Below are 22,144 nucleotides of genomic sequence, written 5' to 3' on the forward strand. Positions count from 1 at the left end.
CGGCGGGCGGGGGAGAATGGATGCCATGAAGCTCGCGCACCTCGTCCGGTTCGCCGCCCTCGCCGAGGAGCTGCACTTCCCGCGCGCGGCCGAGCGCCTCGGCATCCCGCTCGCGTCGCTGTACACCACGGTCGACAAGCTCGAAGAGGAGGTGGGGCAGCCGCTGGTGTCGCGCACCCCTCCCACGCGTCTCACTCCCGCCGGCGCGCTGCTGCTCGACGAGGCGCGGGCCCGCATCGCCGATGCCCCTCCGCAAGCGTCCGCGGCGCCCAAGGCACAGGGCGGAAAGGCCAAGGCATCCAAGGGCAAGGGCCGCGCCCCAATCGTGAAGGGCCAGCCGAAGCCGTACAAGAAGCGTCAGGGGCGCTGACCGCTTCCGACGCCGCTCCCCCGACACGCATAAACGCTTTCCGCGTGCATAAACGCTCTCTCCACGCGTTTATGCACGCGGATCGCGTTTATGCGAAGCAGTCCCGCCGCGGCGCCCCCACCCCAGCACCCCCCGGCGCAGCCGCGCACGGTTCGCGGGCGCCGCTGATCACCGCTCGGTGACGCGACCCGACTCCACGCGCCAGTGGCGGTCGGTCTCGACGGCGGCGAGCATGCGGCGGTCGTGCGTGACCAGCAGCAGCGTTCCGGTGTACGACTCCAGCGCCTGCTCGAGTTGCTCGATCGCGGGCAGGTCGAGGTGGTTCGTCGGCTCGTCGAGCACGAGCACGTTGACGCCGCGCGCCTGCAGCAGGGCCAGCCCCGCGCGCGTGCGCTCGCCGGGCGAGAGACCATCGACGGGCCGCGAGACATGGTCGGCCTTCAGACCGAACTTCGCCAGCAGAGTCCGCACGTCGGCCGACGTCATCTCGGGCACGAGCGCCTCGAACGTCTCGGCGAGCGGCCGCTCCCCCACGAGCAACGACCGCGCCTGGTCGATCTCGCCGATCGCGACGCTGCTCCCGAGCGAAGCCGACCCTTCGTCCGGGGTCTGACGGCCCAGGATGCCACGCAGCAGCGTCGTCTTCCCGGCACCGTTCGGCCCGGTGATGCCGATGCGCTCCCCCGCGTTCACCTGGAGCGACACCGGCCCGAGCGTGAACGCCCCCTGCCGGAACACCGCGCCCGACAGCGTCGAGACGACCGAGCTCGACCGCGGTGCGGCGCCGATGGTGAACTCGAGCTTCCACTCCTTGCGCGGCTCTTCGACCTCGTCGAGCCGCGCGATGCGGCTCTCCATCTGCCGCACCTTCTGCGCCTGCTTCTCGCTCGACTCCATGGACGCCTTGCGGCGGATCTTGTCGTTGTCGGGCGCCTTCTTCATCGCGTTGCGCACACCCTGGCTCGACCATTCGCGCTGCGTCCGGGCGCGCGCGACGAGATCGGCCTTGGTCTCGGCGAATTCCTCGTACTTCTCGCGGGCCTGGCGGCGCAGCGTCGCCCGCTCCTCGAGATACGCGTCGTAGCCGCCGCCGTACACGCGGTGCGTGTTCTGCGCGAGGTCGAGCTCCAGCACGCGCGTGACCGACCGCGCGAGGAACTCGCGGTCGTGGCTGACGAGCACGACCCCGCCGCGGAGGCCTGTCACGAACGTCTCGAGACGCTCGAGGCCGTCGAGGTCGAGGTCGTTCGTGGGTTCGTCGAGCAGCGCGATGTCGAAGCGCGAGAGCAGCAGCGCCGCCAGTCCCACGCGCGCGGCCTGGCCTCCGGACAGCCCCGTCATGTGCGCGTCGGGGCCCACGTCCAGGCCGAGGTCGGCCAGCACGACCGGCATCCGCTCGTCGAGGTCGGCCGCCCCGCTCGCGAGCCAGCGCTCCAGAGCGGTCGCATAGGCGTCGTCGGCTCCGACGGCGCCGGGGTCGCCGAGAGCCGCGGCCGTGGCATCCATCTCGCGTGTCGCCTCGGCGCATCCCGTGCGTCGCGCGATGTACGCCGCCACCGTCTCACCGGGCACTCGCTCGTGCTCCTGCGGCAGCCAGCCGACGAACGCGTCCGCCGGCGCCAGGGAGATCGTGCCGGACTGCGGGTCGTCGGCGCCGGCCAAGAGTCGCAGCAGCGTCGTCTTGCCCGCTCCGTTGGCGCCCACGACGCCGATCACATCGCCGGGCGCCACGGTGAGGTCGAGGCCGTCGAAGAGGGTGCGGTGCCCGTATCCTCCGGCGAGGCCGTGCGTGACGAGCGTGGCGGTCATCCGTCGATTCTTTCAGGCGTCTCGCGCACGGATCCCCGTCACGACTCAGCGCACGCTTCCGTCTCGCAGCGTCATCGGCCACCCGGCGCCCGGCGCGGCGACGAGCACTTCGGCGTCGCCGGTGAGGCGCCACGCGCCGAACGCGTGGGGCACCGCGTACACCTGCCCGCGCTCGACCTCGACGCTCCCCGCCTCCGAGACCATGGCCCCCGCGCCCGCGGACACCAGCACCACCGCGAAGCCCGCGTCGCGTCGCTCGGTCTCCCCCGCCGCGTCGAACAGACGGAAGTAGGGGTCCGCCGCAGCCGGGAGGAGCGAGCGGAAACCGGTGCCCGCCGGGGTCTCGCCCGCCGTGCTGATGAGGGCGTCGAGCGCGTCGGCATCCAGCGCGTCGGTGGAGACCGACGCCATGACGGTGTCGAAGCCGAGATCGAGGTGCGACTCCTCGCGCGTGGACGTCGTGACCGACCACTCCAACAGGATGGAGAAGTCGGTCGGCTCCTGCACCTCCGCGAGGAAGATGCCGCCGTCGATGGCGTGCACGGTCCCGGCGGGGACGAGCACCCCCATCCCGGGACGCACCGCGACGCGGTTCATGTGCGCGAGCATCCATTCGCCGTCCTGCGCGTCGCGGCGGCGGTCGAGTTCGTCGCGGTCGACGGGGCGCTTCCAGCCGAGGTGGACGGCGCAATCCTCCTCGGTCTCGAGGACGTACCAGGCCTCGGTCTTGCCGTAGGGGCAGTCGAGGTGGCTGGCGGCGAAACCACGGTCGGGGTGCACGTGGACGGGCAGGCGCTGACGCGCGTCGAGGAGCTTGACAAGGATGCCGAGGTCGGCGGCATCCCGTCCTCCTCGCGCGCCCACCCACGCGGCGCGGTCCGCGCGCACGAGGTCGCGCAGATCGTCACCGTCTTCGGTCACGGCGAGACCCACCCGGTCGGAGCCGAAGCGGGAGACGGTCGAGGCGAGCCACTCCTCGGGCTGCCGATCGGTCTTGGGCTCGATGCCGCGCAGCGCCGCGATACGGTCGCCGCCGAGGTAGAAGTGCTGCACAGGATTCGGCGGCAGGAGGACGGGTTTCACCGGGGCTCCGATCGAGTGGGGGGTGACGCGGCGTCGATGACGGCCGTTTCCACATCTACACCATCGGCGCGGACGGGCCACCGCGCTCCGTCGTCACGTGAAGCGTTCGAGACCGCCCCAGCCGCCCACCCAGGCCTCCAGGTGCGGCTCGTCGCGCACCACGTGGACTCCGGATGCCACGAGCTCGCCCGCCGTGAATCCGACCCGAGCGCCCCAGCGCTGCGCGCGGCGGCGGGCCCGACGCGCACTCGCGGTCCCGAGCGGGGTGCCGTCGGCGGCGCGGACCTCCACCCACCCCTCCTCGCCCTGACCGAGAGCACTCAGCCGCGCGGCGAGCGCGCCGGCATCGTCCACGAGCACGGGACGATCGAGCCGCCAGATCACGCGCCCGTCCGGGACGGCGCCGGAACGCACGCGCGGATCCGACGCGAGCGCGGCGGTCGACGGCGGCGCGTCGAGCACCACGGTCGCGCGCGGGAACGCGCCCAGGAGCGCGTCGACGCACAGGAACACGGCGGCGTCGGAGTGCTCCCCCGTCAGGTGCACCACAAGGTCGGGGACGGCGGGGAGGAGGCCGCGGCCCGCGGAGCCGGCGACGGGGATGTCGGTCGCCAGGCGCAGCGTCTGCCGGTTGCCCTCGCGCGCGCGATCGAGGTCTCGGCCCGACCAGTCCGGCCCGTCGTGCCACGCGACCGCCTCGGGCACGTGGGCCAGGATCGCGCCCGCCTGCCAGGCCCGATGCACCCACTCCCAGTCCTCGCCGCCGTACGTCGTGTACGTCTCGTCGAATCCGCCCACCTCGTCGAAGAACGCCCGCGTGCACGCTGACACGGCCCCGATGACGTACCGGTACGAACGGTCGTCGGCGCGCAGGAGGTTCCCGCTCCGGGCGTACTCGTCGCGGAGCCAGGCCGGTTCGCTCAGCTCGCGCGTCGGGCCGGCCTCGGAGACGGGAACGGTCGGGGGCACCCCGGAGAGATCGGCATGCCGCCGTCGGCCGACGGTCACGGCCTCCGGCAGCAGCGCGGGCAGCCGCGACAGCGCCCGGACGTAGCCCGGCTCGGGCGTGGTGTCGGCGTCGAGGAAGCACAGCACGTCCCCGGTGCTGGCGGTGACGCCGAGGTTGCGCGCGGCGGCGGCCCGGAATCCGCGGTCGTCCTGGCGGACGAGCCGCACACCGTCCGGGACGACGGGCGCCTCGGGCGAGCCGTCGTCGGCGACGACGATCTCGAGCCGGTCCGCGGGGTGATCCTGCGCCGCGAGCGCCGCCAGCGTGCGCGCCAGTTCTTCGGGCTGGGCGTAGTGCGTGACGATGACGCTCACCCGCGGCGGATCGGGCTCGAGGCCGGCCACCCGGTCCCACCGGTTCCCGACGACCCCGCGCGCGGGCGCGTCCAGCGCCTGCCACCACGACACGTAGGCCCGGGCGACGTCGGCGGGACCGACGGGGACAGGGTGGATGCCGTGCCAGGTGGCATCCGGATCGTCCGCGGCCGCGCGCACCGCCGCGGCGAGGTCCTCGGGCGCGACGGCGTGGAGCGTGCCGGGTCGGAGCGCGTCCATCTCGTCGACGTACCGGTTGCGCACCGCGATGGGCCGCCGTCCCCAGCCAATCCACGACGCCAGCGACCCCGATGCCGAGACGTGGCGGTGCGCGATCACGGGCACCGCCACGGCGCGGGCGCGGGCGGCCATCTCGTCATCGTCGAGCCACCCGGTGACCTCGACCTCGACGCCGGCGTCGGCCGCCCGGCGAACGAAGGAGTCCAGGTCGGCGGCGTGCCCGTCGGACGCGCGCCCGAGCACCGTCATCCGCGTGATCCCGGCGGCGATCGCGGCGGCGAGCGCTTCGTCGTGCCCCTTGCCGGGGTAGAAGTAACCGAGCACCCCGATGGTGCCGTCCGGGCGCGGAGCCTCCCCGCCGGTGACCGAGGGCACGGGCAGCGGGACGACCTCGACGGGTCCGTCCCACACGCCCTCCTCAGCGAGGAGATCGCGCTCGTGCACGCTGTTGACCGCCACCGCGCGCGCCTCCCGCGCGACGGCCGCATAGAACGCGCGGCGACGCGGGCGGTTGCGCTCTCCGTCGGACTCCTGCGGGACGTCGTGCAGCGTCACGGTGACCGGATGCCGCCGGGCGAGGGCCGTGAACCGATCGGTGGCCTCCTCGGGCGACGTCCCCCACATCCGGTCGGTCACGTGCACGTGCAGCGGCGTCCCCGCCGGCAGGTCGGTGAGGTCGTCGGGGGTGACGACACGCACCGCGGGGTCGAGGACGCGGACATCGGCCGCGACCGCGCGGGCGTAGGCCGCGACGCCGTGCGGTCCGGGCGGCGCGACGAGGACGGGGAGCGCGCTCATGCGGCGCGCCACCGGCGCAGCAGCGGCGCGAGGCGCTCCACCGCCGCCGCGACGAACTCCGGGTGCTGCGCGTACCACCGGCGGTGCGCGTCGACGACGGCGTCCGGGTCGAGGCGCTCCCCGGCGACGATCCAGTCGCGCCGGGGCTCGGCATCCAGGCCCCACGCGTCGACCACCCACGGCTCGAGGGGCGCCTGCACCCCCGCGAGGATCGGCCGGCCCGGGTCAACGGCGGTACCCGGTGCCCCCAGCGCGGCGACGATGCGTTCCCCCAGCGGGAGGAACACCGCGTTCCCCGGGTGGTTGACGGTGCGCGCGAGGTCGGGCACGACCTCGTCGTACAGATCGGATGCCACCACGTCGACGCCGATCTCCTCGCGCCGCCGCAGCTCGGCGAGCGAGTCGTCGCCCACGGCCCGGACGACGGCGCGCGGAAGCTCGGCGGCCACGGGCAGCCCCGCGGCCTCGGCGAGCGTGCGGACGTCGTGGTACGGGACGAGCGGAGGGTCCTCGTCCACACCGGGGACACGGATCGCGGCCTGGAAGGGATGGAGCCCGCCGTACCGGAGGGAGGGCACCACCACCGTCCGCGCCCCCGGGGGAAGGGCGGCGCGCAGTTGCGAGGTCCCCAGCGGCAGTGCCCGGTAGTCGTCGCGGATGGGCTGGACGACGAGGAACGCCGCCCCGGCCAGGAGACGGTGCAGGCGGTCGGCGTCGGCGGCATCCATCTCGTGCACCGCGGGCACCCGCACACCGGGGTGCTCCTCGTTCGAGACCACGAGGCGGATCGATTCGGCCTGGCAGTTGCCGACGACGACGCCGTACCCCCCGGGCGCGGGCTCGTCGCCGAAGAACGCGGCGTAATGGGCACGGCGCGCTATCACCGCCGCGGTCTCGTCCGCAAGCGTCCCCGACCCGTCATGCCCGCCGCTCATGATGTGAACGTACGCCGTCGCCGCCGTCGCCTGGGAACGGTTGCGTTGACTTGCGACGGGTCTGCCGATGCGATACGCGCCACACGCGAACCCAGGAGGACCACCGATCGACGCCGCAGCCCCCCGCCGTATCCGGGTCGCCGCCGTGCCCGCCGCGCACCCGTACGTCCGGGCCGTCACCGACGAGCGCTTCGTGGAGGTGTGCGCGGACCCCCCGCCGCCGGGCGCGGCACCGGGACAGTGGTGGCCGCCGCAGGTCCTGCTCCCGGCGTGGCTCGAGGAGCACGCCGCCGACCTCGATCTCGTGCACGTGCACTTCGGCAGCGAGTCCTACGCGGCCGAGGAGCTCGCCGAGACCGTGCGTACCCTGAACCGCTTGCGGCTTCCCCTCGTCTACACCGTGCACGATCTCGAGAATCCCCAACTGCGCGACCAGGCTGCGCATGACGCCGCGCTGCGCGTGCTCATCGGGGGCGCCGACGCCCTGACGACCCTCACGGCGGCGACGGCCGCCGACGTGGAGCGCCGCTTCGGGCGGACGAGCACCGTCATCCCGCACCCGACCCTCGTGAACGACGAGACGCTTCCCTCGGGAACCCCCTCCCCCGTGACCCGGGTCGGCGTCCACCTGCGCGATCTCCGCCCGAACATCGACGGTGTCGGCACGACGGCCACCCTCGTGCGGGCGATCGCCGACCTGCGCGCACGCGGAGCGAACATCGAGGCGGTCGTGCGCGTGAACGAGCGGGTACGCGACGCCGACGCCGCGGCATCCATCGACGCTCTCGCGCGCAACGCCGACGGGGTGAGGCTCGAACGGTCCGCGCGGCTCGACGACGACGCCCTCGTCGCGTGGCTCGCCGACCTCGACGCGTGCGTGCTGCCCTACACCCACGGGACCCATTCGGGGTGGGCCGAGCTGTGCTACGACCTGGCCGTCCCCGTCGCCGGGACCCGCGTGGGCCACATCGCCGCGCAGCACCCCACCGATTTCCACTCCTTCCGCATCGGCGACCCCGTCTCTTTGGAGCGGGCGATCGTGGATGCCACGTCCCCGGCGTGGTCCGTGCCGGGTTCCGACGCGCGGACGGCCGAGGTCGCCCGCCGCCGAGCGGACCGTCTCGACGAACGGGAGAGGGTGCGCGAGACGCACGTCGCGCTGTACCGCCGCTCGCTGCGGACGGAGCACGCCGCGTGACCCGGGCCGTGCAGCGCATGCGGGTGCTCGTGGTCGCCCCCTCCCGCTACCCGCTGCGGCAGCCCCACGCGGGAGGTCTCGAGGCGACGGTGTGGGACCGCGTCCGGTGGCTGCGCGACCGCGGGCACGAGGTCATGCTCTGCGCCGCAGAGGGGTCGGACTTCCTCGACGACTCCCCGGGATTCGCGCTTCCCGCGCCCGCCTGGTCGCGCGTCGAGGACGCTTCCGACACCTTCTACCCCGAGGGCTACGCCCTTGCAACGGATGCCGCGCACGAGGTCCTTCTGGACCGACTGCGCAGCGGGCGCCACGACTTCGACGTGATCGACAACCACAGCCTCCACCCCGCCCCGATCCGGTGGAGCCGGGATGCCGACATCCCCGTCGTCACCACGTTGCACACCCCACCGCTCGAGCCGATGCTCGAGGCGGCGGAGTACGCTCGCGGCAGCGGACACCGTTTCGTCGCCGTCAGTCAGGCGACCGCGCGCGCGTGGTCGGTGGAGGGCGTGGACGCGTTCGTCTTCCCCAACGGCATCGACACCGATCGGTGGACGCGCGGTCCCGGCGGTTCGCGGTGGGTGTGGTCGGGACGCATCGTGCCCGAGAAGGCGCCGCACCTGGCGATCGAGGCCGCGCGGACGGCGGGGGCGGAGATCGTCGTGGCCGGGCGCATCGGCGATGTCGACTACTTCCAGCAGGAGGTGGCGCCGCGCCTGGGCGGCCCCGCGCGCTACGTCGGCGCGCTGCACCAGGGCGACCTGTGCCGCTTGGTCGGGTCGTCCGCCGTCGCCCTCGTGACGCCGATGTGGGAGGAGCCGTTCGGTCTCGTCATCGCCGAGGCGCTCGCGACGGGCACCCCCGTTGCGGCCTTCGACATCGGCGGGGTGGCCGAAGTGCTCGCCGGCATGCCGGGCACGGCCGCCGTCACCGCCGGTGACGTCACCGCGCTCGCCCACGCGGCGCTGGAGCTTGCCCGCCAGGGAGAGCGCGAGCCGCTCACGCGGGTCTGGACGCGCCGCGCCGCCGTCCGCGAGCACGCGCTGAGCCGGCGCTACCGCGACGTGGAACGCGTCTTGACGCACACCGCGTTGCGATCGAGGGAACAGCGGATGCCGGCGGTGTCGTGGTGATCGGCTGGTACATCCACCACCACGGGTACGGGCACGTCGCCCGGTTCCGCGCCGTGCACCCGCACCTGCGCGTGCCGGTGCGCGTGTTCTCCTCCCTCCCCCGCCCCGAGGGACTCGAGGGCGACGTCGAGTGGCTCGTGCTGCCGCACGACGCCGACCCCGTGGAGCGGGAGGACGGGTCGCTCTACGACCCGCGCGAGGGCGACCCCACGGTTCGCGGCGCACTGCACTGGGCTCCCCACGACCATCCCGGTCACCGTGCACGACTGGCCACCATCGCCGCGAACGCCGCCGACCTGCACCTGTTCGTCGTCGACGTCAGCGCCGAGGTCGTGGCCTTCGCGCGGCTCCTCGGTCTGCGCACGCTCGCGGTGACGCAGCCGGGCGAACGAACCGACGCCGCCCACGCGCTCGCGTACGACCTCGCCGATCGCATCCTCGCGCCGTGGGCGCACGGCGCGGTCACCGCCTCGTCGCTGACCGCCCGAACCGACCGGGTCGTGTGGACCGGGGGCATCTCGCGTCACGACGGTCGCCCCACCGCCGACCCGCACGATGAACGGTCGGTGCTCTTCCTCGGTCGCGTGCTCGACGAAGACGTGCGGCGCGCGGCGGAAGACCTCCTCACCGCCGCCGGATGGCGCACGAGCGCGATCGGCCATGACCTTGCCTCGCACGTCGACGACCCGTGGCCCCTGATGACCTCGCATACCGTCGTCGTCAGCGCGGCGGGGCAGAACAGCGTCGCCGACCTCGCCGCGGCCGGGGCGCGGGCGGTCGTCGTCGCCCAGGACCGTCCGTTCGACGAGCAACGTCACACGGCGTGCGCGCTGCACCGGTGGAACCTCGCCCGTGTCGCCCCCGAGGGGGTCGACGCCGCGGGGATCGCCGACCTCGTCGCGTCGGCCGCCGACGACGATCCGGATTGGTCGCGGTGGCAGGTCTCCGGGGCGGCCGAGCGCGCCGCCGCCGCCATCGAGGCGATGCTGCCGTGAGGCTCGCGGTCCTCACCGTCGCCTCTGCCGCGCGCCGCGCACACCTCGAACGTCAACGCGAGGTGCTCGCCGCGGTGGCACCCGACACCGCGCGCGTGGAGGTGTTCCTCGACGACGAGGTGGCGCCCGGCATCCGGGATCCCGAGGCCCGGACGCTGCACGTGCCGCCCGGTCCGCACGGGCTGCGCGTGGGAGCCGGTCGGAATGCCGCCGCGGCCGCGGCGATCGCGGACGGTGCGGAGCTGCTGGTGTTCCTCGATGTGGACTGCCTGCCCGGGCCCGACCTGTTCGCGCGGTACGCGGACGCCGCCCGCATGCATCCCGCCGCGCTGCTGGCGGGACCCGTCACCTATCTCGCGAGCGTGCAGCGCCCCGCGGTCGCCGACCTCCCGTTCGTGACGCGTCCTCACCGGGCCCGGCCGGCGCTTCCGCCGGGAGAGACCCGGACCGCCGACCCGGGCGAGTACGACCTGTTCTGGTCGCTGTCCTTCGCCGTGACCCCCGCGACGTGGCAGCGTCTCGGCGGCTTCCACGACGGGTACGAGGGCTACGGTGCGGAGGACACCGACCTCGCCTGGACGGCGCGCACCGCCGGTGTCCCGCTGGTGTGGACGGGCGGGGCGGATGCCTACCACCAGTGGCATCCGGTCTCTTCACCGCCGTGGCAGCATCTCGACGACATCCTGCGCAACGGCGCCGAGTTCCACCGGCGCTGGGGCGTCTGGCCGATGGGCGGATGGCTCGACGCCTTCGCCGCCGCCGGCGCGATCGAGCGCCGCGGCGCCGCCTGGGTGCGCGTTCCCAACGCGTGAGGTGCCAAGATTTGTCGCTTCGGGCGAGCCCGAAGCGACAAATCCTGGCACCTCACGCGCGACTCGGCGGGAATCCTAGGCGGTGCGCAGCCAGGCAGACGCCTCGCCGGGGAGCGCACCCGAGTCGACGGAAGCGCTCGAGAGGAGCACCTCGCCGGCCGGGAGCGCCACCGGCTCGGTGCCGAAGTTCGTCACGACCGTCCAGCCGCCGGGGCGGATGAAGGCGACGACGTCGTCCCGGCCGAGGTCGATCCACTCCAGGTCCTCGGCGGTCTGCAGCTCGTGCCGCAGGTCCAGAACGCGACGGTAGAGCGACAGCGTCGAGGCCGGGTCGCCGTCCTGCCCGTCGACGGCGTAGTCGGCGAACCACTCCGGCTGCGGCAGGTGCGCTCCCCCCGCGCCGAACCCGAACGCGGCATCGGATGCCGTCCACGGCAGCGGCACGCGGCATCCATCCCGTCCGATGTCGGCACCGGGGCTGCGGAAGAACGTCGGGTCCTGACGGGCCGCGTCGGGGATGTCGGCGACCTCGTGAAGACCCAGCTCCTCGCCCTGGTACAGGTACGCCGAGCCCGGGAGCCCCAGCACGAAGAGAGCCGCGGCACGCGCGCGGCGCGCGCCCCGCTCCGCGTCCAGCGCCGGTTCGGTGCCGCCGGACAGCAGCCACTCGTTGCCGTGCTTGCGGGTCGGACGCCCGTCGGCATCCCGTTCCGCGTCGGGCAGACCGTACCGGGTGGCGTGGCGGACGACGTCGTGGTTCGACAGCACCCATGTCGTCGACGAGCCCGACTGTGCGGCGAGCGAGAGGTTGTCGGTGACGATGCGACGGAACTGCCGCGCGTCGAAGTCGGCCTCGAGCAGGTCGAAGTTGAACGACTGTCCCAGGCTCTCGATGCTCGCGTACAGCGGCACGCGCGAGGGGTGCACCCAGGCCTCGGCGACCGCGGTGCGCGGCGGGTCGTAGGAGTTGAACACCGCGCGCCACTCGGCGTACACCTCGTGCACGTCGTCGCGATCGAGGAGCGGGTGGTTGCCGTCCTGCGGCATCGCGGCGAGCTCGGCGGCGGAGGGCAGCGGCTCGCTGAGGTCCTTCGTCAGCATGTGCGCGACGTCGATGCGGAACCCGTCGACACCGCGGTCGCTCCAGAACCGCAGGGTCTTGACGAAGTCGGCGCGCACCTCGGGGTTCGCCCAGTTCAGGTCGGGCTGCGAGACGTCGAAGTTGTGGAAGTACCACTGGCCGTCCGCGACGCGCTCCCACGCCGACCCGCCGAACACCGACTGCCAGTCCGTCGGCGGCTCGGAGCCGTCGGGGCCGGTGCCCTCGCGGAAGATGTACCGGTCGCGCGCTGCGGAACCGCGACCGGCGGCGAGCGCCTCCTGGAACCAGGCGTGGTCGTTCGAGGTGTGGTTGGGCACGATGTCGACGACGACCCGGATGCCATGGGCGTGCAGCTGCGCGATGAGCTCGTCCATGTCGGCGAGGGTCCCCAGACGCGGGTCGACGTCGCGGTAGTCGGCGACGTCGTAGCCGCCGTCGGCGAGCGCCGAGGGGTAGAAGGGGCTGAGCCAGATGGCATCCACCCCCAGTTCGGCGAGGTACGGCACCCGCGCGGTGATGCCGGGGATGTCGCCGAGGCCGTCGCCGTTGCTGTCGGCGAAGCTGCGGGGATACACCTGGTACACCACGGCCTGGCGCCACCAGTCGGGGGCGTCGGAGAGCTCGCGGGCGTGCACGGAGGGTGCGGCGGTGGTCACAGAGGAGTCCTTTCGGGGTGGGTGGCGGGTCAGCCCTTGACGGCGCCCTGCGTGACGCCGGCCATCACCCAGCGCTGGGTGAAGAGGTAGGCGACGATCGCGGGGGCCATGGCCATGAGGTACGACGCGAAAGCGACGTTGTAGTTGTTGCTGAACTGCGTCTGGAACAGGTTCTGGCGCACGGGCAGCGTCTGCAGGGCGGGGTCGCTGATGATGAGCGAGGGCATCATGAAGTCGTTCCACGCGTACAGGAAGGCGAAGATGCCGACGGTGGCGCTCATGGGCGCGAGGAGCGGGAAGATGAGCCGCCAGAACGTCTGCCACGTCGTCGCGCCGTCGATGCGAGCGCTCTCTTCGAGCTCGAGCGGGATGGAGCGCAGAAACGCGGTGAACAGCAGCACGCTGAAGCTCAGCTGGAACATCGTGGCGAGGATGATCACGCCGGCCGGGTTGTCGAGACCGACCCGACCGGTGAGCTGGATCTGGGGCAGCGCGACCACCGGGAACGGGATGAACATCGCCGCGAGCAGGTAGAAGAACGAGTACCGGAAGAGCTTGCGGTCCCAGTTGCGGGCGATCGCGTACGACGCGAACGCCGCGAGCACGATGGTCGCCGCGACCGTGCCGGCCGTGACGAGCAGCGAGATGACGAGGCCGACGGGGAACCGTGTGAGCGTCCAGGCCTGGACGAATCCGTCGAAGCTGATCGGCGCGGGGAACGAGAAGGCGTTGCCGTCGACGACCTGCGCCCCGCTCTTGAGCGCCATCGTGATGGTGACGTACAGCGGGAGCAGAACCGTCACGGAGCACAGGACGAGGATGGTCGTGGCCGACCAGTTCACGCGTTCCATGCCGACGCGGCGGAAGCGGCCGCCGGTGCGCCGCCGCGCGGGGAGGGCGAGATCGGCCTGCTCGAAGGCGAGGGCCGGCTGATTGAGGGCGGTCATGCGAGGGTGTTCCTTCCCCGGGTCAGCGAGAGCTGCAGCAGCGAGATGACGACGGCGACGATGAAGAACAGGGCCGCGTTGGCCATCTGGTAGGCGTAGTCGCCGCCGTTGAAGCCGAGGATGATCGACATCGCGACGCTGCGCGTCGCGGTGCCGGGGCCCCCGGCGGTGAGGCCGACGATGATGTCGTAGGCGTTCAGGAAGCCCTTGAAGCCGAGGATGACGTTGATGACGACGTAGCCGGCGACCAACGGCAGCGTGATGCGCAGCAGCTGCTGCGTCTTGCTCGCTCCGTCCAGACCCGCGGCTTCGCAGACGTCCCCGGGGACCGACAGGAGCCCCGCGATGTAGATCAGAAGCGTTCCGGGGATCGCCTGCCACGCGGTGACGATCACGATCGCGACCCACGCGAGGTCGGGGTTGGCCAGCAGGCTCGACTCCAGCCACGGGATGCCGACGGCGGCCCCGGCCTGCGGCAGCGAATTGCTGAAGAGGAAGTTGAAGACGTAGGCGATGATGATGCCCGAGATCACCATCGGGATGACGAAGATCGTGCGCAACGTCCGCTTGAGGCGGATCTGCGCGGTGAGCCCGACGGCGAGCAGGAACGCCGCGACGTTGACGACGATGACCGTCGCCACCGAGAACCCGAACGTGAACAGGTACGCCTGCAGGATCGCGGGATCGCTGAAGATCGCGATGTAGTTGGTCAGCCCGACGAAGTTCCATTCGCCGATGCCGATGGAGTCGGTGAAGCTGAAGAAGATGCCGATGATGCCCGGCACCGTGATCGCCAGTGTGAACAGCACCAGCGTGGGGATGAGGAAGAAGTAGTAGATCGGCTCGACACGGCGGGTGCTGCGGCGTGCGGCCGCCTTCCCGCCCGTGACGATCGTCGTGGTGGTGGTCATCGCGCGTCTCCTTCGGCGGCGGCATCGGTCGTCGACGCGGCAGGCTGCCGGAAGGCCAGACGCGCCCAGTCCTGATCCATCGTGCGCAGCGTCCGCTCCGGCGACGCGCCGAGGATCATGGCCTGCGCGTAGTTGAAGACGGGGATGGTCTTGGGCACCAGCACCGACGCGCCCTGGTAGATCCGCCCCTCCTCGTAATAGGGGATCATCCCCGCCACCCGCGGATCGCTCGGGGCCGGGGCGTCCTTCGTCGGCGCGAATCCGAGCTGCGACTCGTTGTACGCCTCGATGATCTCGGGCTGGTAGAGGTACTCGAGGAAGTCGCGGGCGGCCTCCTGGTGCCGCGACCCCTCGGGGATGATGGCGGCGAGGTCCATGTTCACGCGCACGGCGAGGTCGTCGGGGTCGTCGGTCATGGGCAGCGGGAACGTCCCCACCGGCAGATCGGGCGAGGTCTTCGCGATCTCGCCGAGGGCCCACGGTCCCTGCAGGTACATCGCAGCCTGGCCTTGAGCGAAGGCGAGGTTGCCGTCGCCGTACGCCCGGCTGTCGGCATCCGGATTCGTGTAGGTCGAGGCGAGCTCGGTCATACGGGCCATCGCCGCGGAGAAGTCCTTCTCGAAGGACACGGCCGAGTCGGGGCCGACCGCATCGCCCTCGGCGGCGAGCGCGTCGAAGAAGTCGATGACGTCCAGGGATCCCCCGACGGCGTAGTCGTACCACCCCTGTCCGACGGTCCAGTCGTCCTTGAACGTGCCGTAGAAGGGCGTGATGCCGTTCGCCTTCAGGGTCTCGGCGGTCTGCCGCAGCTCATCCCACGTGGTGGGGACCTCGAGCCCGAGATCGTCGAAGATCTGGGTGTTGTAGATGACGGAGGAGGCCATCACCGAGTAGGGCAGTGCGCTCGTGCGGCCCGCGCAGACGCCGTACTGGTCCATGAGGGGCTGCAGGTCTTCGCGGACGGTCGTCGCCGCCGTGGTGCCCGACAGGTCGGTCAGCGCGCAGCGCTGCACGAACCGGGCGACCTCGTAGTTGTAGTTGGCGAGCATGATGTCGGGCGGATTACCGCGGACGAAGCTCGCCGACACGACGTCCACGCCCGAGGTGTCCATCTCGACGCGGACCCGGTCCTGCGATGCGTTGTAGTCCGCGACCACCTGGTTCATGAACGTCAGGGCTTCGCGCTTGCTGAAGGTGAAGCGAATGGTCTCGCGACCGTCCGCAGAGCACCCGGCGAGCATCGCCGCTCCCAGCGCCGTGACTGCCAGCGCCGCGGCACACCGCCGCACCGTTGCCGTCTTCGTCGACACGTGTCCTCCTCGCATCCTTGCGATCTTGAATCGGAGATTAAATCTACTCGTCAAATCAAAGCGTTCACGGCAGTATTGCAGGAGACACAGAGGGGGTCAAGATCCGATGACGGATGCCACTGCCTCGGTGCCCTCGCTCCGTCGCCACAGCCTCGATGCCGTGCTCGCGTACGCGTGGGACGCCGAGGCGTTCACCGCGAGCGACGTGATGGCTGCGGTCGCGCTGACGCGTTCGACGACGATCGACGTCCTGGACGAACTCGTCGCTCGCGGGCTGCTCGTCGAGATGCCGAACGCGCGCGCGGTCGGCGAGTACTCGAAGGGCCGCCCCGCGCGGCGCTTCGCGTTACGAGCCGATGCCGGCCTCGTGGTCGGCGTCGACGCGGGGCGCGGACACGTGACCGCCACGGTCGCCGACCTGCGCGGTGTTCCCGTCGCCACGTCCCGGTTGTCGATAGACCCCGAACGCGACTCCCCCGAGCGTCGCCGACGCGCGGCGGAGAAGATCGTCGAGGCCACGCTGACGCGCGCCCACGCCACCCGCGACGATGTGGTCGCCCTGTGCGTCGGGGTTCCGGCGCCGGTGAATCGTTCGGGACGATCTCCCGCTCACCACGACGGTTTCTGGCAGCGGATGAACCCCGACTTCGTCGACACCTTCGCGTCGTGGGCGCCGGTGGTCCGGGTCGAGAACGACGCTTTGCTCGCGGCGATCGCCGAGCGCACCGACGGCGCTGCCGTGGGGTACGACGACTTCGTCGCCCTCCTGGCCGGCGAGCGCTTCGGCGCGGGAATCTGGGTCGACGGGCGGCCGCTGCGGGGTGCGCACGGCGGCGCGGGAGAGACGATGGCCTTCGACCGTGTCGAGGGGGTCGGGAGCGCCTTCGGCCTCGCCCCGCGGTGCGTCGAGGCGGCGCGTGCACTGATCGACTCGGGAGAACTCCCCGCCGGCAGCGCCCTGGCCGACGTGCCGCCCGCCGAACTGGATGCCAAGACGGTCCTCGACCTCGCCGCCGCGGGCGATCCCGGCGCTCTCGCGGTCGCCGCCGAAGTCGGCCAGGCGCTCGCCGTGGTGACGGGCATGCTCGGGAGCCTCTTCGACGTTCGCCGCGTCGTCGTCTCGGGAGCGATCGCCGCCGGTGCGGCCCCGATCATCGCCGCCGCCGCGGCCGCACTCCCGACGGCCCTGCACCTCCCCCCGCCCGAGATCGTCGCCTCCTCTCTCGGCGCCGACATCGTGTCGACCGGTGCCGTCGCCGCCGCGATCGAGGCGACGCGCACGCGCGCGATCGACCTCGCCCCCTTCGCCCTCCCCGCCGAGCGCTCGAGGCGTGAGGCGTGAGGCGCGAGCGCGAGGCGCGAGGCGTGAGGCCTGAGGCGTGAGGCGTGAGGCGTGAGTCGCCAAGATTTGTCGCCCGCGAGCCCCCGGAGGCGACAAATCCTGGCACCTCGCGCAAGCGGTATCGCGCGAGCGGTATCGCGCAAGCGGTATCGCGCAGACGGCGGTGCGCGAACGGGCGTCCGGCGGCAGCGCAACCCGTGGCCGCCGCGGGACACAGCCGGATAGCCTCGGCGCATGCCCGACTGGCCCGAACACGTCCTCTGGTGGCACCTCTACCCCCTCGGATTCGTGGGTGCCCCGATCCGCGACGGCGTCGACCCCGACGCGGCACCGGCGCACCGGCTCGACCGCATCGAGGGGTGGCTCGACCACGTCATCGAGCTCGGGTTGAACGGCCTCCTCCTCGGCCCGGTCTTTGCGTCCGAGACCCACGGCTACGACACCGTCGACCACTTCCGCGTCGACCCGCGTCTGGGCGACGACGCCGACCTGGACCGCCTCCTCGCCGCGGCGCGGGAACGTGGCATCCGGATTCTCTTCGACGGCGTGTTCAACCACGTGGGTCGAGGGCATCCGGCGTTCCAGGCGGTGCTCGCCGGCGGCGACGCGGAGCTCTTCCGGGGCTCGCGCGTCGACGGGCGATTCGAGCCCGAGGTGTTCGAGGGGCACGGCGCCCTGGTCGCGCTCGATCATTCCGCCGACGCCACCGTCGACCTCGTCGTCGACGTCATGACCCGGTGGCTCGAGCGCGGCATCGACGGGTGGAGATTGGATGCCGCCTACGCGGTGCCGCCGGAGTTCTGGGCGCGCGTCCTCCCCCGCGTGCGCGAGCGCTTCCCCGAGGCATGGTTCGTCGGCGAGGTGATCCACGGCGACGGTCCCGCGATCGTGAACGCCTCGACGATGGACTCCCTCACGCAGTACGAGCTGTGGCAGGGGATCTGGCACGGCATCGCCGATGGGAACTTCTTCGAGCTGAGTCACGCGATCGAGCGTCACGATGACCTACTGGCGACCTTCGTTCCGCAGACGTTCGTCGGCAACCACGACGTCACCCGGATCGCTTCGGCGGTGGGATCGGACCTCGTGCCGCACGCCATCGCGGTGCTGTTCACGGTGGGCGGCACGCCATCGGTGTACGCGGGCGACGAGTTCGGGTGGACCGCGGTGAAGGAAGAGCGCGAGGGCGGCGATGACGCGGTGCGACCGGAGTTCCCGGCGAGCCCGAGCGACGTGACCGACGTCGACGAGAGCATCCTCGACGCGCATCGGGCGCTCATCGCCCTGCGCCGGCGGCATCCGTGGCTCTGGCGAGCCCGCACCGACATCGTCGAGGTGACGAACACGACCCTCGTGCTGCGCACCGCGGTCGACGACGAGGCGGTGATCGTCGCGCTGAACATCGGCGACGCGCCCGCGTCACTCCCCGCCGCGGACGCCGCGACGGTGGTCGCCGGGCACGCGACGCTGAGCGACTCCCGCGTCGACCTCGCGCCCCGCGGCTGGGCGGTCTTCGAGGCGTGAGTCGCCAGGATTTGTCGCCTGCCGGAGGCAGGAGGCGACAAATCTTGGCGACTCACGCGGGACGAGAAGAACCCCGGATGCCGTGGCATCCGGGGTTCTTCTCGGTTCAGGCGTCGGTGCGGCGCGGACGACGCATCGTCCACACAACCCCTCCCGCGACGAGCAGGAAGGCCGCCAGCAGAGCCCCGCCGAGGGGCCCCTGCGCGCCGGTCGCCGCCAGCTGGCCGGATGCCACCACGGTGATCGCCACGCTTTGGATCATCCGCCCATCGGCACCATAGACGACGATCGAGTGGGAACCCGCGGCGAGGTCGCCGGGGATCTGCACATCGAACGTCACACGTCCGCTCGCGTCGGCGACCGGGATGCCCGCGATCCGGATGGGGTCGCTCCGCAGCTCGGCCGTGACCTGCTCACCGGCATCCAGACCGGTGACCGTGACGCGCACGATCCCCCCGCGCTCGACCGTGGTGGTCGAGACGGACACCGACGGGGCGGCGCCCGGGGAGGTCGGCTGCGGGCTGGCCGTGGGCTCGGCCGTCGGGACGGGAGTAGCCGTCGGCGTCGGCGAAGCCGTCGGCGTGGCCGTCGGGACGGGAGTGACCGTCGGCGTCGGCGAAGCCGTCGGGGTGGCCGTCGGCGTCGGTGTCGCGGTCGGCGTCGGCGTCGGCGTCGGCTCCGTCGTGTCGGGTACCTCCCGCGGGGCGACGCTCGAGAGCGTCGGCTTCACGGTCTGGAACAGCCCGTCCTCCCCGACCTCGAGACGGTCGATCGTCGTCTCGCGATTGGTGCCGTTGCCGCCCGGGATCGCGAACCGGTGGTACGCGATGTACCACTCGTCCGTGCCGGGGACGTTGATGATCGAGCTGTGCCCCGTTCCGAGGATGCCCTGCGAGGCGTCCTTCTGCAGCAGGATGCCACGGTAGGTCCACGGCCCGTCGATGCTCGCCGACGTGGCGTATCCGACGCGATAGTTCGCCGACCCGGTGTCGTCGATCGCGTACGTCAGGTGGTACATGCCGTCGCGGTAGTTGACGAAGAGCCCTTCGCGGAAGTCGGTCAGGCCGGAGATCCGCGTGATGGTCCCCTCCTTGATGCTCTTCATGTCGTCGGACAGTTCGCCGTAGAGCGGGCTTCCGTTGCCCCAGAACAGGTAGTACTTCCCCGTCTTCGGGTCCTGGAAGGCCGCGGGATCGATGGCTTGCCCGCTCGTCACGGACTCGGCGTTGGTGATCATCGGCTTCGCCTCGGCGGTGAACGGTCCCTCGGGGCTGTCCGCCACGGCGACGCCGATCTCCTTGCGGTTGTCCTGCGGGTTGTGACCGCTGAAGTAGAAGTAGTACTTCCCGCCCTTTTCGATGATCGTCGGGGCCCACGCGTTACCGGTCGCCCAGGGCACGTTGCCCTCGGCCCCGTCCAACGTGAGGATCGGCGTGTCCGAACGCGTCCAGTCGACGAGGTTCTTCGACTTCCACACGTAGAACGTGTTGCCGCCCCATCCGGGAACTCCGTCGCTCGTGGCGTAGATGTAGTACGTGTCGCCGAACACCGCGATGTTCGGGTCGGCGTACAGCCCCGGCAGCACCGGGCTCTTCATCTCCACGGCCTTGAGCGTCCAGACCACATCGGCCTGGCCCTCGGTCTTCAGCGTCACCGTCACCGGGGTGCTGAGGTTTCGGACGGTTCCGGATGCCGGGCTCGCCGTCGTGCCGGGCGCGGTGGTGAACGTCGGGCGCAGCGTCGTCAGGTCGGTGCCCGGAACGACGGGGAACAGCACGGTGCGGTTGGCCCCGTCGACGATCGGAGCGACCTTGAGGTCGGAGGCATCCTGCAGGCTGACGTTCGTGAGCACGCCCGGGTTCTGGGCGGCCACCTCATCAGGACTCAATGCGCGGTTGTAGAGCGCGAACTCGCGCATCTGCCCGCGGAAGAGGCTGTCGTCGTTGTAGACCGACTTGCCGATGTAGTTCGCCAGGGTGAAGCCTTTGCCGATGTCGCCGGGGCGCACCGTCACGTTGGTGTTCTCGGCGACCTTCTGCCCGTCGAGGTACAGACGTGCGGTGGTGCCGCTCAACGTGTAGGTCAGGTGCACCCAGCGGTCGCGCGGCAGGGGGGTACCCGAGCCGGCGTTCTGCTCGCCGGTCCAGTTGCCCTTGCTGATCGCGCCACGATACTGGCTGTCGCCGGTCGAGAAGAGATAGCCGTTGCCCTTGCCGTCGCTCCCGGTGTTTCCGAAGGCGTAAAGGAAGTACGGCGTCTTCTGGGCCGGGTCGATACGCAGCTCGGCGTCGACGGTGAACTCGTTCACCCCGGCCAGCACGTTGTCGGGCAGGTCGACGTAGTCGTTGGTTCCGTCGAAGGTGAGCGCGCCGTCCGAGAACGTCGCACCGCCCTGGATCTGTCCGTCGCGTCCGGCGCCGGAGCGGTCGTGCAGGATCGTTCCCTGAGCATCGGTGAAGTCGTAGCGGAGCACCTCACCCTTCTCGTTGGCCGTGACCGGGGTCGCCGTCGGCTCCTCCGGGATGTTCTGGCGGAGCGCAGCAAGCTCGGCCGCGGTCACGGGGATGACGGTGCCGTGACGCGGGCTACTGGGGAGCTTGTAGTTCGCGGGAACCTGCCAGTTCGGGTTGGCGATGTCGGTGGTGGCGAGCGGAATGTACCCGCGGCCGCCGTACTCGTCGACGAACAGGTAGTACTTGTCGCCGTTGACGTCGCCCGGGTTGGACGTGAAGATGCTCGGGCCTTCGACCGCCCCGGTGCCGGCGTTCTTTCCGATGCAGGCGGTGACCTGCGTCCAGTCCTTCAGCGGGGCCGTGAGGACCGGCGAGCTCTCCTGGATGATGTCGCTGCAGCCGGTGGTGCCGGCGCCCTCGTCCTTCGTGAAGCGCTGGTAGACGCCGTCCGCCTTGATGACGGTCGAGTCGATGCGGGAGATCCCGCCCTGCCAGACCTGGGGCTCGCTGAACGTCACGAAGTCGCGCGTCGTGGCGTACATCATGCTGTTCGGCACGTTCGCGGTGTGATTCGGGTCGTCCTCCGGGTAGATCTTGGACGCCCAGAACACGACGTACTCACCGAGCGTCTCGTCGTAGTACGCCTCCGGCGCCCACGTGTTGCCGGCCGTGTCGGGCGACACCCGCACGTGACGCTGGTCGCTCCAGTTCACGAGGTCGTGGGATTCCCAGACCTCGATGTACTTGGAGCCGATCGTCTGCGAGTCGCCCCAGGACGTGCCGCCGCCGATCGAGAGGTCGGTGGCGATCAGGTAGAACGTGTCTCCCTCGGGCGAGCGGATGATGAACGGATCACGCAGACCCTTCTCGCCGTACTTCGAGGTGAGGACCGGCTTGCCGCCGTTCAACTCGGTCCACGACAGGGCGTTGTTGCCGTTGCTCGCGGCGAAGTAGATGTTCTCGCCCTCGATGGTGTTCCCCGTGAAGTACGCGAACGCGTACCCCTCGAAGGCCGCCAGCTTCGCCGCCTTGCGGACCGTCACGACGATGTCGCGCATGCGGGTCTCCGCCCCCTTTGTCACGGATGCCGTGAGGGTCACCGTCGTGTCGGCGTCTTGGCGCGACACCACGCCGGTGGTCGACACCACGCCGGGGTTCGAGCTCGTCCAGGTCACGGGGAGGCCGTCCGCCGTCGTCGGCAGC

General features: G+C 71.4%; 16 protein-coding genes. 7 read left to right on the top strand and 9 right to left on the bottom strand.

Annotated features, from left to right (window positions below):
• The coding region (locus MHY30_RS13540; protein WP_239277545.1) for a LysR family transcriptional regulator at nt 1-370 on the top strand (370 nt) is incomplete at its 5' end.
• Between the two features lie 168 nt (nt 371-538).
• On the opposite strand, the gene MHY30_RS13545 is transcribed toward MHY30_RS13540, so the two are convergent.
• From MHY30_RS13545 to MHY30_RS13560, 4 genes are all read right to left on the bottom strand, one after another.
• The gene (locus tag MHY30_RS13545; RefSeq protein ID WP_239277548.1) at nt 539-2,179 is read right to left on the bottom strand and encodes an ABC-F family ATP-binding cassette domain-containing protein; all 1,641 of its coding nucleotides are present in this window, start codon (nt 2,177-2,179) and stop codon (nt 539-541) included.
• A 45-nt stretch (nt 2,180-2,224) separates the two neighbouring features.
• Nucleotides 2,225-3,262: a class I mannose-6-phosphate isomerase gene (locus MHY30_RS13550; protein ID WP_239277549.1), complete on the bottom strand. Its 1,038-nt coding sequence runs from the start codon at nt 3,260-3,262 to the stop codon at nt 2,225-2,227.
• A gap of 93 nt (nt 3,263-3,355) precedes the next feature.
• Entirely contained in the window at nt 3,356-5,623 is a 2,268-nt protein-coding gene (locus MHY30_RS13555) for a glycosyltransferase family 2 protein (RefSeq protein ID WP_239277556.1), read from the bottom strand.
• Nucleotides 5,620-6,558, bottom strand: coding sequence for a WcbI family polysaccharide biosynthesis putative acetyltransferase (locus MHY30_RS13560; RefSeq protein ID WP_239277559.1), 939 nt, complete (start codon nt 6,556-6,558; stop codon nt 5,620-5,622). Before MHY30_RS13560 ends, MHY30_RS13555 begins: the two co-directional genes overlap by 4 nt.
• A 145-nt stretch (nt 6,559-6,703) precedes the next feature.
• Here MHY30_RS13560 and MHY30_RS13565 point away from each other — a divergent pair, with 145 nt between their 5' ends.
• Genes MHY30_RS13565 through MHY30_RS13580 form a run of 4 tightly spaced genes read left to right on the top strand, consistent with a single transcriptional unit; the run spans nt 6,704 to nt 10,696 of the window.
• The gene (locus MHY30_RS13565; RefSeq protein ID WP_239277564.1) at nt 6,704-7,756 is read left to right on the top strand and encodes a glycosyltransferase; all 1,053 of its coding nucleotides are present in this window, start codon (nt 6,704-6,706) and stop codon (nt 7,754-7,756) included.
• Complete coding sequence (locus MHY30_RS13570; RefSeq protein WP_239277566.1) at nt 7,753-8,889, top strand: glycosyltransferase; 1,137 nt, start codon at nt 7,753-7,755, stop codon at nt 8,887-8,889. The genes MHY30_RS13565 and MHY30_RS13570 overlap by 4 nt, the downstream gene beginning before the upstream one ends.
• Nucleotides 8,883-9,884 (top strand): glycosyltransferase, encoded by a 1,002-nt coding sequence (locus MHY30_RS15410; RefSeq protein WP_239277568.1) that lies wholly within the window; start codon nt 8,883-8,885, stop codon nt 9,882-9,884. Before MHY30_RS13570 ends, MHY30_RS15410 begins: the two co-directional genes overlap by 7 nt.
• The gene (locus tag MHY30_RS13580; RefSeq protein ID WP_239277570.1) at nt 9,881-10,696 is read left to right on the top strand and encodes a galactosyltransferase-related protein; all 816 of its coding nucleotides are present in this window, start codon (nt 9,881-9,883) and stop codon (nt 10,694-10,696) included. Before MHY30_RS15410 ends, MHY30_RS13580 begins: the two co-directional genes overlap by 4 nt.
• Before the next feature lie 75 nt (nt 10,697-10,771).
• Here the strand turns inward: MHY30_RS13580 and MHY30_RS13585 are convergent, their stop codons facing one another.
• The 4 genes from MHY30_RS13585 to MHY30_RS13600 are packed head-to-tail and all read right to left on the bottom strand — an operon-like array spanning nt 10,772 to nt 15,622.
• Nucleotides 10,772-12,454 (bottom strand): glycoside hydrolase family 13 protein, encoded by a 1,683-nt coding sequence (locus tag MHY30_RS13585; RefSeq protein ID WP_239277574.1) that lies wholly within the window; start codon nt 12,452-12,454, stop codon nt 10,772-10,774.
• 29 nt (nt 12,455-12,483) lie between these two features.
• On the bottom strand, nt 12,484-13,401 hold the full coding sequence (locus MHY30_RS13590) for a carbohydrate ABC transporter permease (RefSeq protein ID WP_374204617.1): 918 nt from the start codon (nt 13,399-13,401) through the stop codon (nt 12,484-12,486).
• Entirely contained in the window at nt 13,398-14,312 is a 915-nt protein-coding gene (locus MHY30_RS13595) for a carbohydrate ABC transporter permease (protein ID WP_239277576.1), read from the bottom strand. The genes MHY30_RS13590 and MHY30_RS13595 overlap by 4 nt, the downstream gene beginning before the upstream one ends.
• A complete protein-coding gene (locus tag MHY30_RS13600) occupies nt 14,309-15,622 on the bottom strand; it encodes an ABC transporter substrate-binding protein (RefSeq protein WP_374204618.1) in 1,314 nt (437 codons plus the stop codon). Before MHY30_RS13600 ends, MHY30_RS13595 begins: the two co-directional genes overlap by 4 nt.
• A 106-nt stretch (nt 15,623-15,728) precedes the next feature.
• Here MHY30_RS13600 and MHY30_RS13605 point away from each other — a divergent pair, with 106 nt between their 5' ends.
• Together MHY30_RS13605 and MHY30_RS13610 are read left to right on the top strand one after the other, a co-directional pair.
• Nucleotides 15,729-16,964, top strand: a complete 1,236-nt coding sequence (locus MHY30_RS13605; RefSeq protein ID WP_239277579.1) for an ROK family protein — start codon at nt 15,729-15,731, stop codon at nt 16,962-16,964.
• A 234-nt stretch (nt 16,965-17,198) separates the two neighbouring features.
• Nucleotides 17,199-18,488 (top strand): alpha-amylase family glycosyl hydrolase, encoded by a 1,290-nt coding sequence (locus tag MHY30_RS13610; protein WP_239277581.1) that lies wholly within the window; start codon nt 17,199-17,201, stop codon nt 18,486-18,488.
• Between the two features lie 106 nt (nt 18,489-18,594).
• Here the strand turns inward: MHY30_RS13610 and MHY30_RS13615 are convergent.
• Nucleotides 18,595-22,144, bottom strand: a 3,550-nt coding sequence (locus MHY30_RS13615; protein ID WP_374204619.1) for a family 43 glycosylhydrolase, incomplete at its 5' end; no start/stop codon positions are given.

The sequence above is a fragment of the Microbacterium sp. ACRRU genome (assembly GCF_022346945.1).
In the GTDB taxonomy this organism is placed as follows: domain Bacteria; phylum Actinomycetota; class Actinomycetes; order Actinomycetales; family Microbacteriaceae; genus Microbacterium; species Microbacterium mcarthurae.

Excerpts from the sequence above, each read along its gene's own strand:
- MHY30_RS13555 (WP_239277556.1), bottom strand. The coding sequence starts at position 5,623 with ATGAGCGCGCTCCCCGTCCTCGTCGCGCCGCCCGGACCGCACGGCGTC.
- MHY30_RS13545 (WP_239277548.1), bottom strand. The coding sequence starts at position 2,179 with ATGACCGCCACGCTCGTCACGCACGGCCTCGCCGGAGGATACGGGCAC.
- MHY30_RS13590 (WP_374204617.1), bottom strand. The coding sequence starts at position 13,401 with ATGACCGCCCTCAATCAGCCGGCCCTCGCCTTCGAGCAGGCCGATCTC.
- MHY30_RS13595 (WP_239277576.1), bottom strand. The coding sequence starts at position 14,312 with ATGACCACCACCACGACGATCGTCACGGGCGGGAAGGCGGCCGCACGC.
- MHY30_RS13560 (WP_239277559.1), bottom strand. The coding sequence starts at position 6,558 with ATGAGCGGCGGGCATGACGGGTCGGGGACGCTTGCGGACGAGACCGCG.
- MHY30_RS13610 (WP_239277581.1), top strand. The coding sequence starts at position 17,199 with ATGCCCGACTGGCCCGAACACGTCCTCTGGTGGCACCTCTACCCCCTC.
- MHY30_RS13605 (WP_239277579.1), top strand. The coding sequence starts at position 15,729 with ATGACGGATGCCACTGCCTCGGTGCCCTCGCTCCGTCGCCACAGCCTC.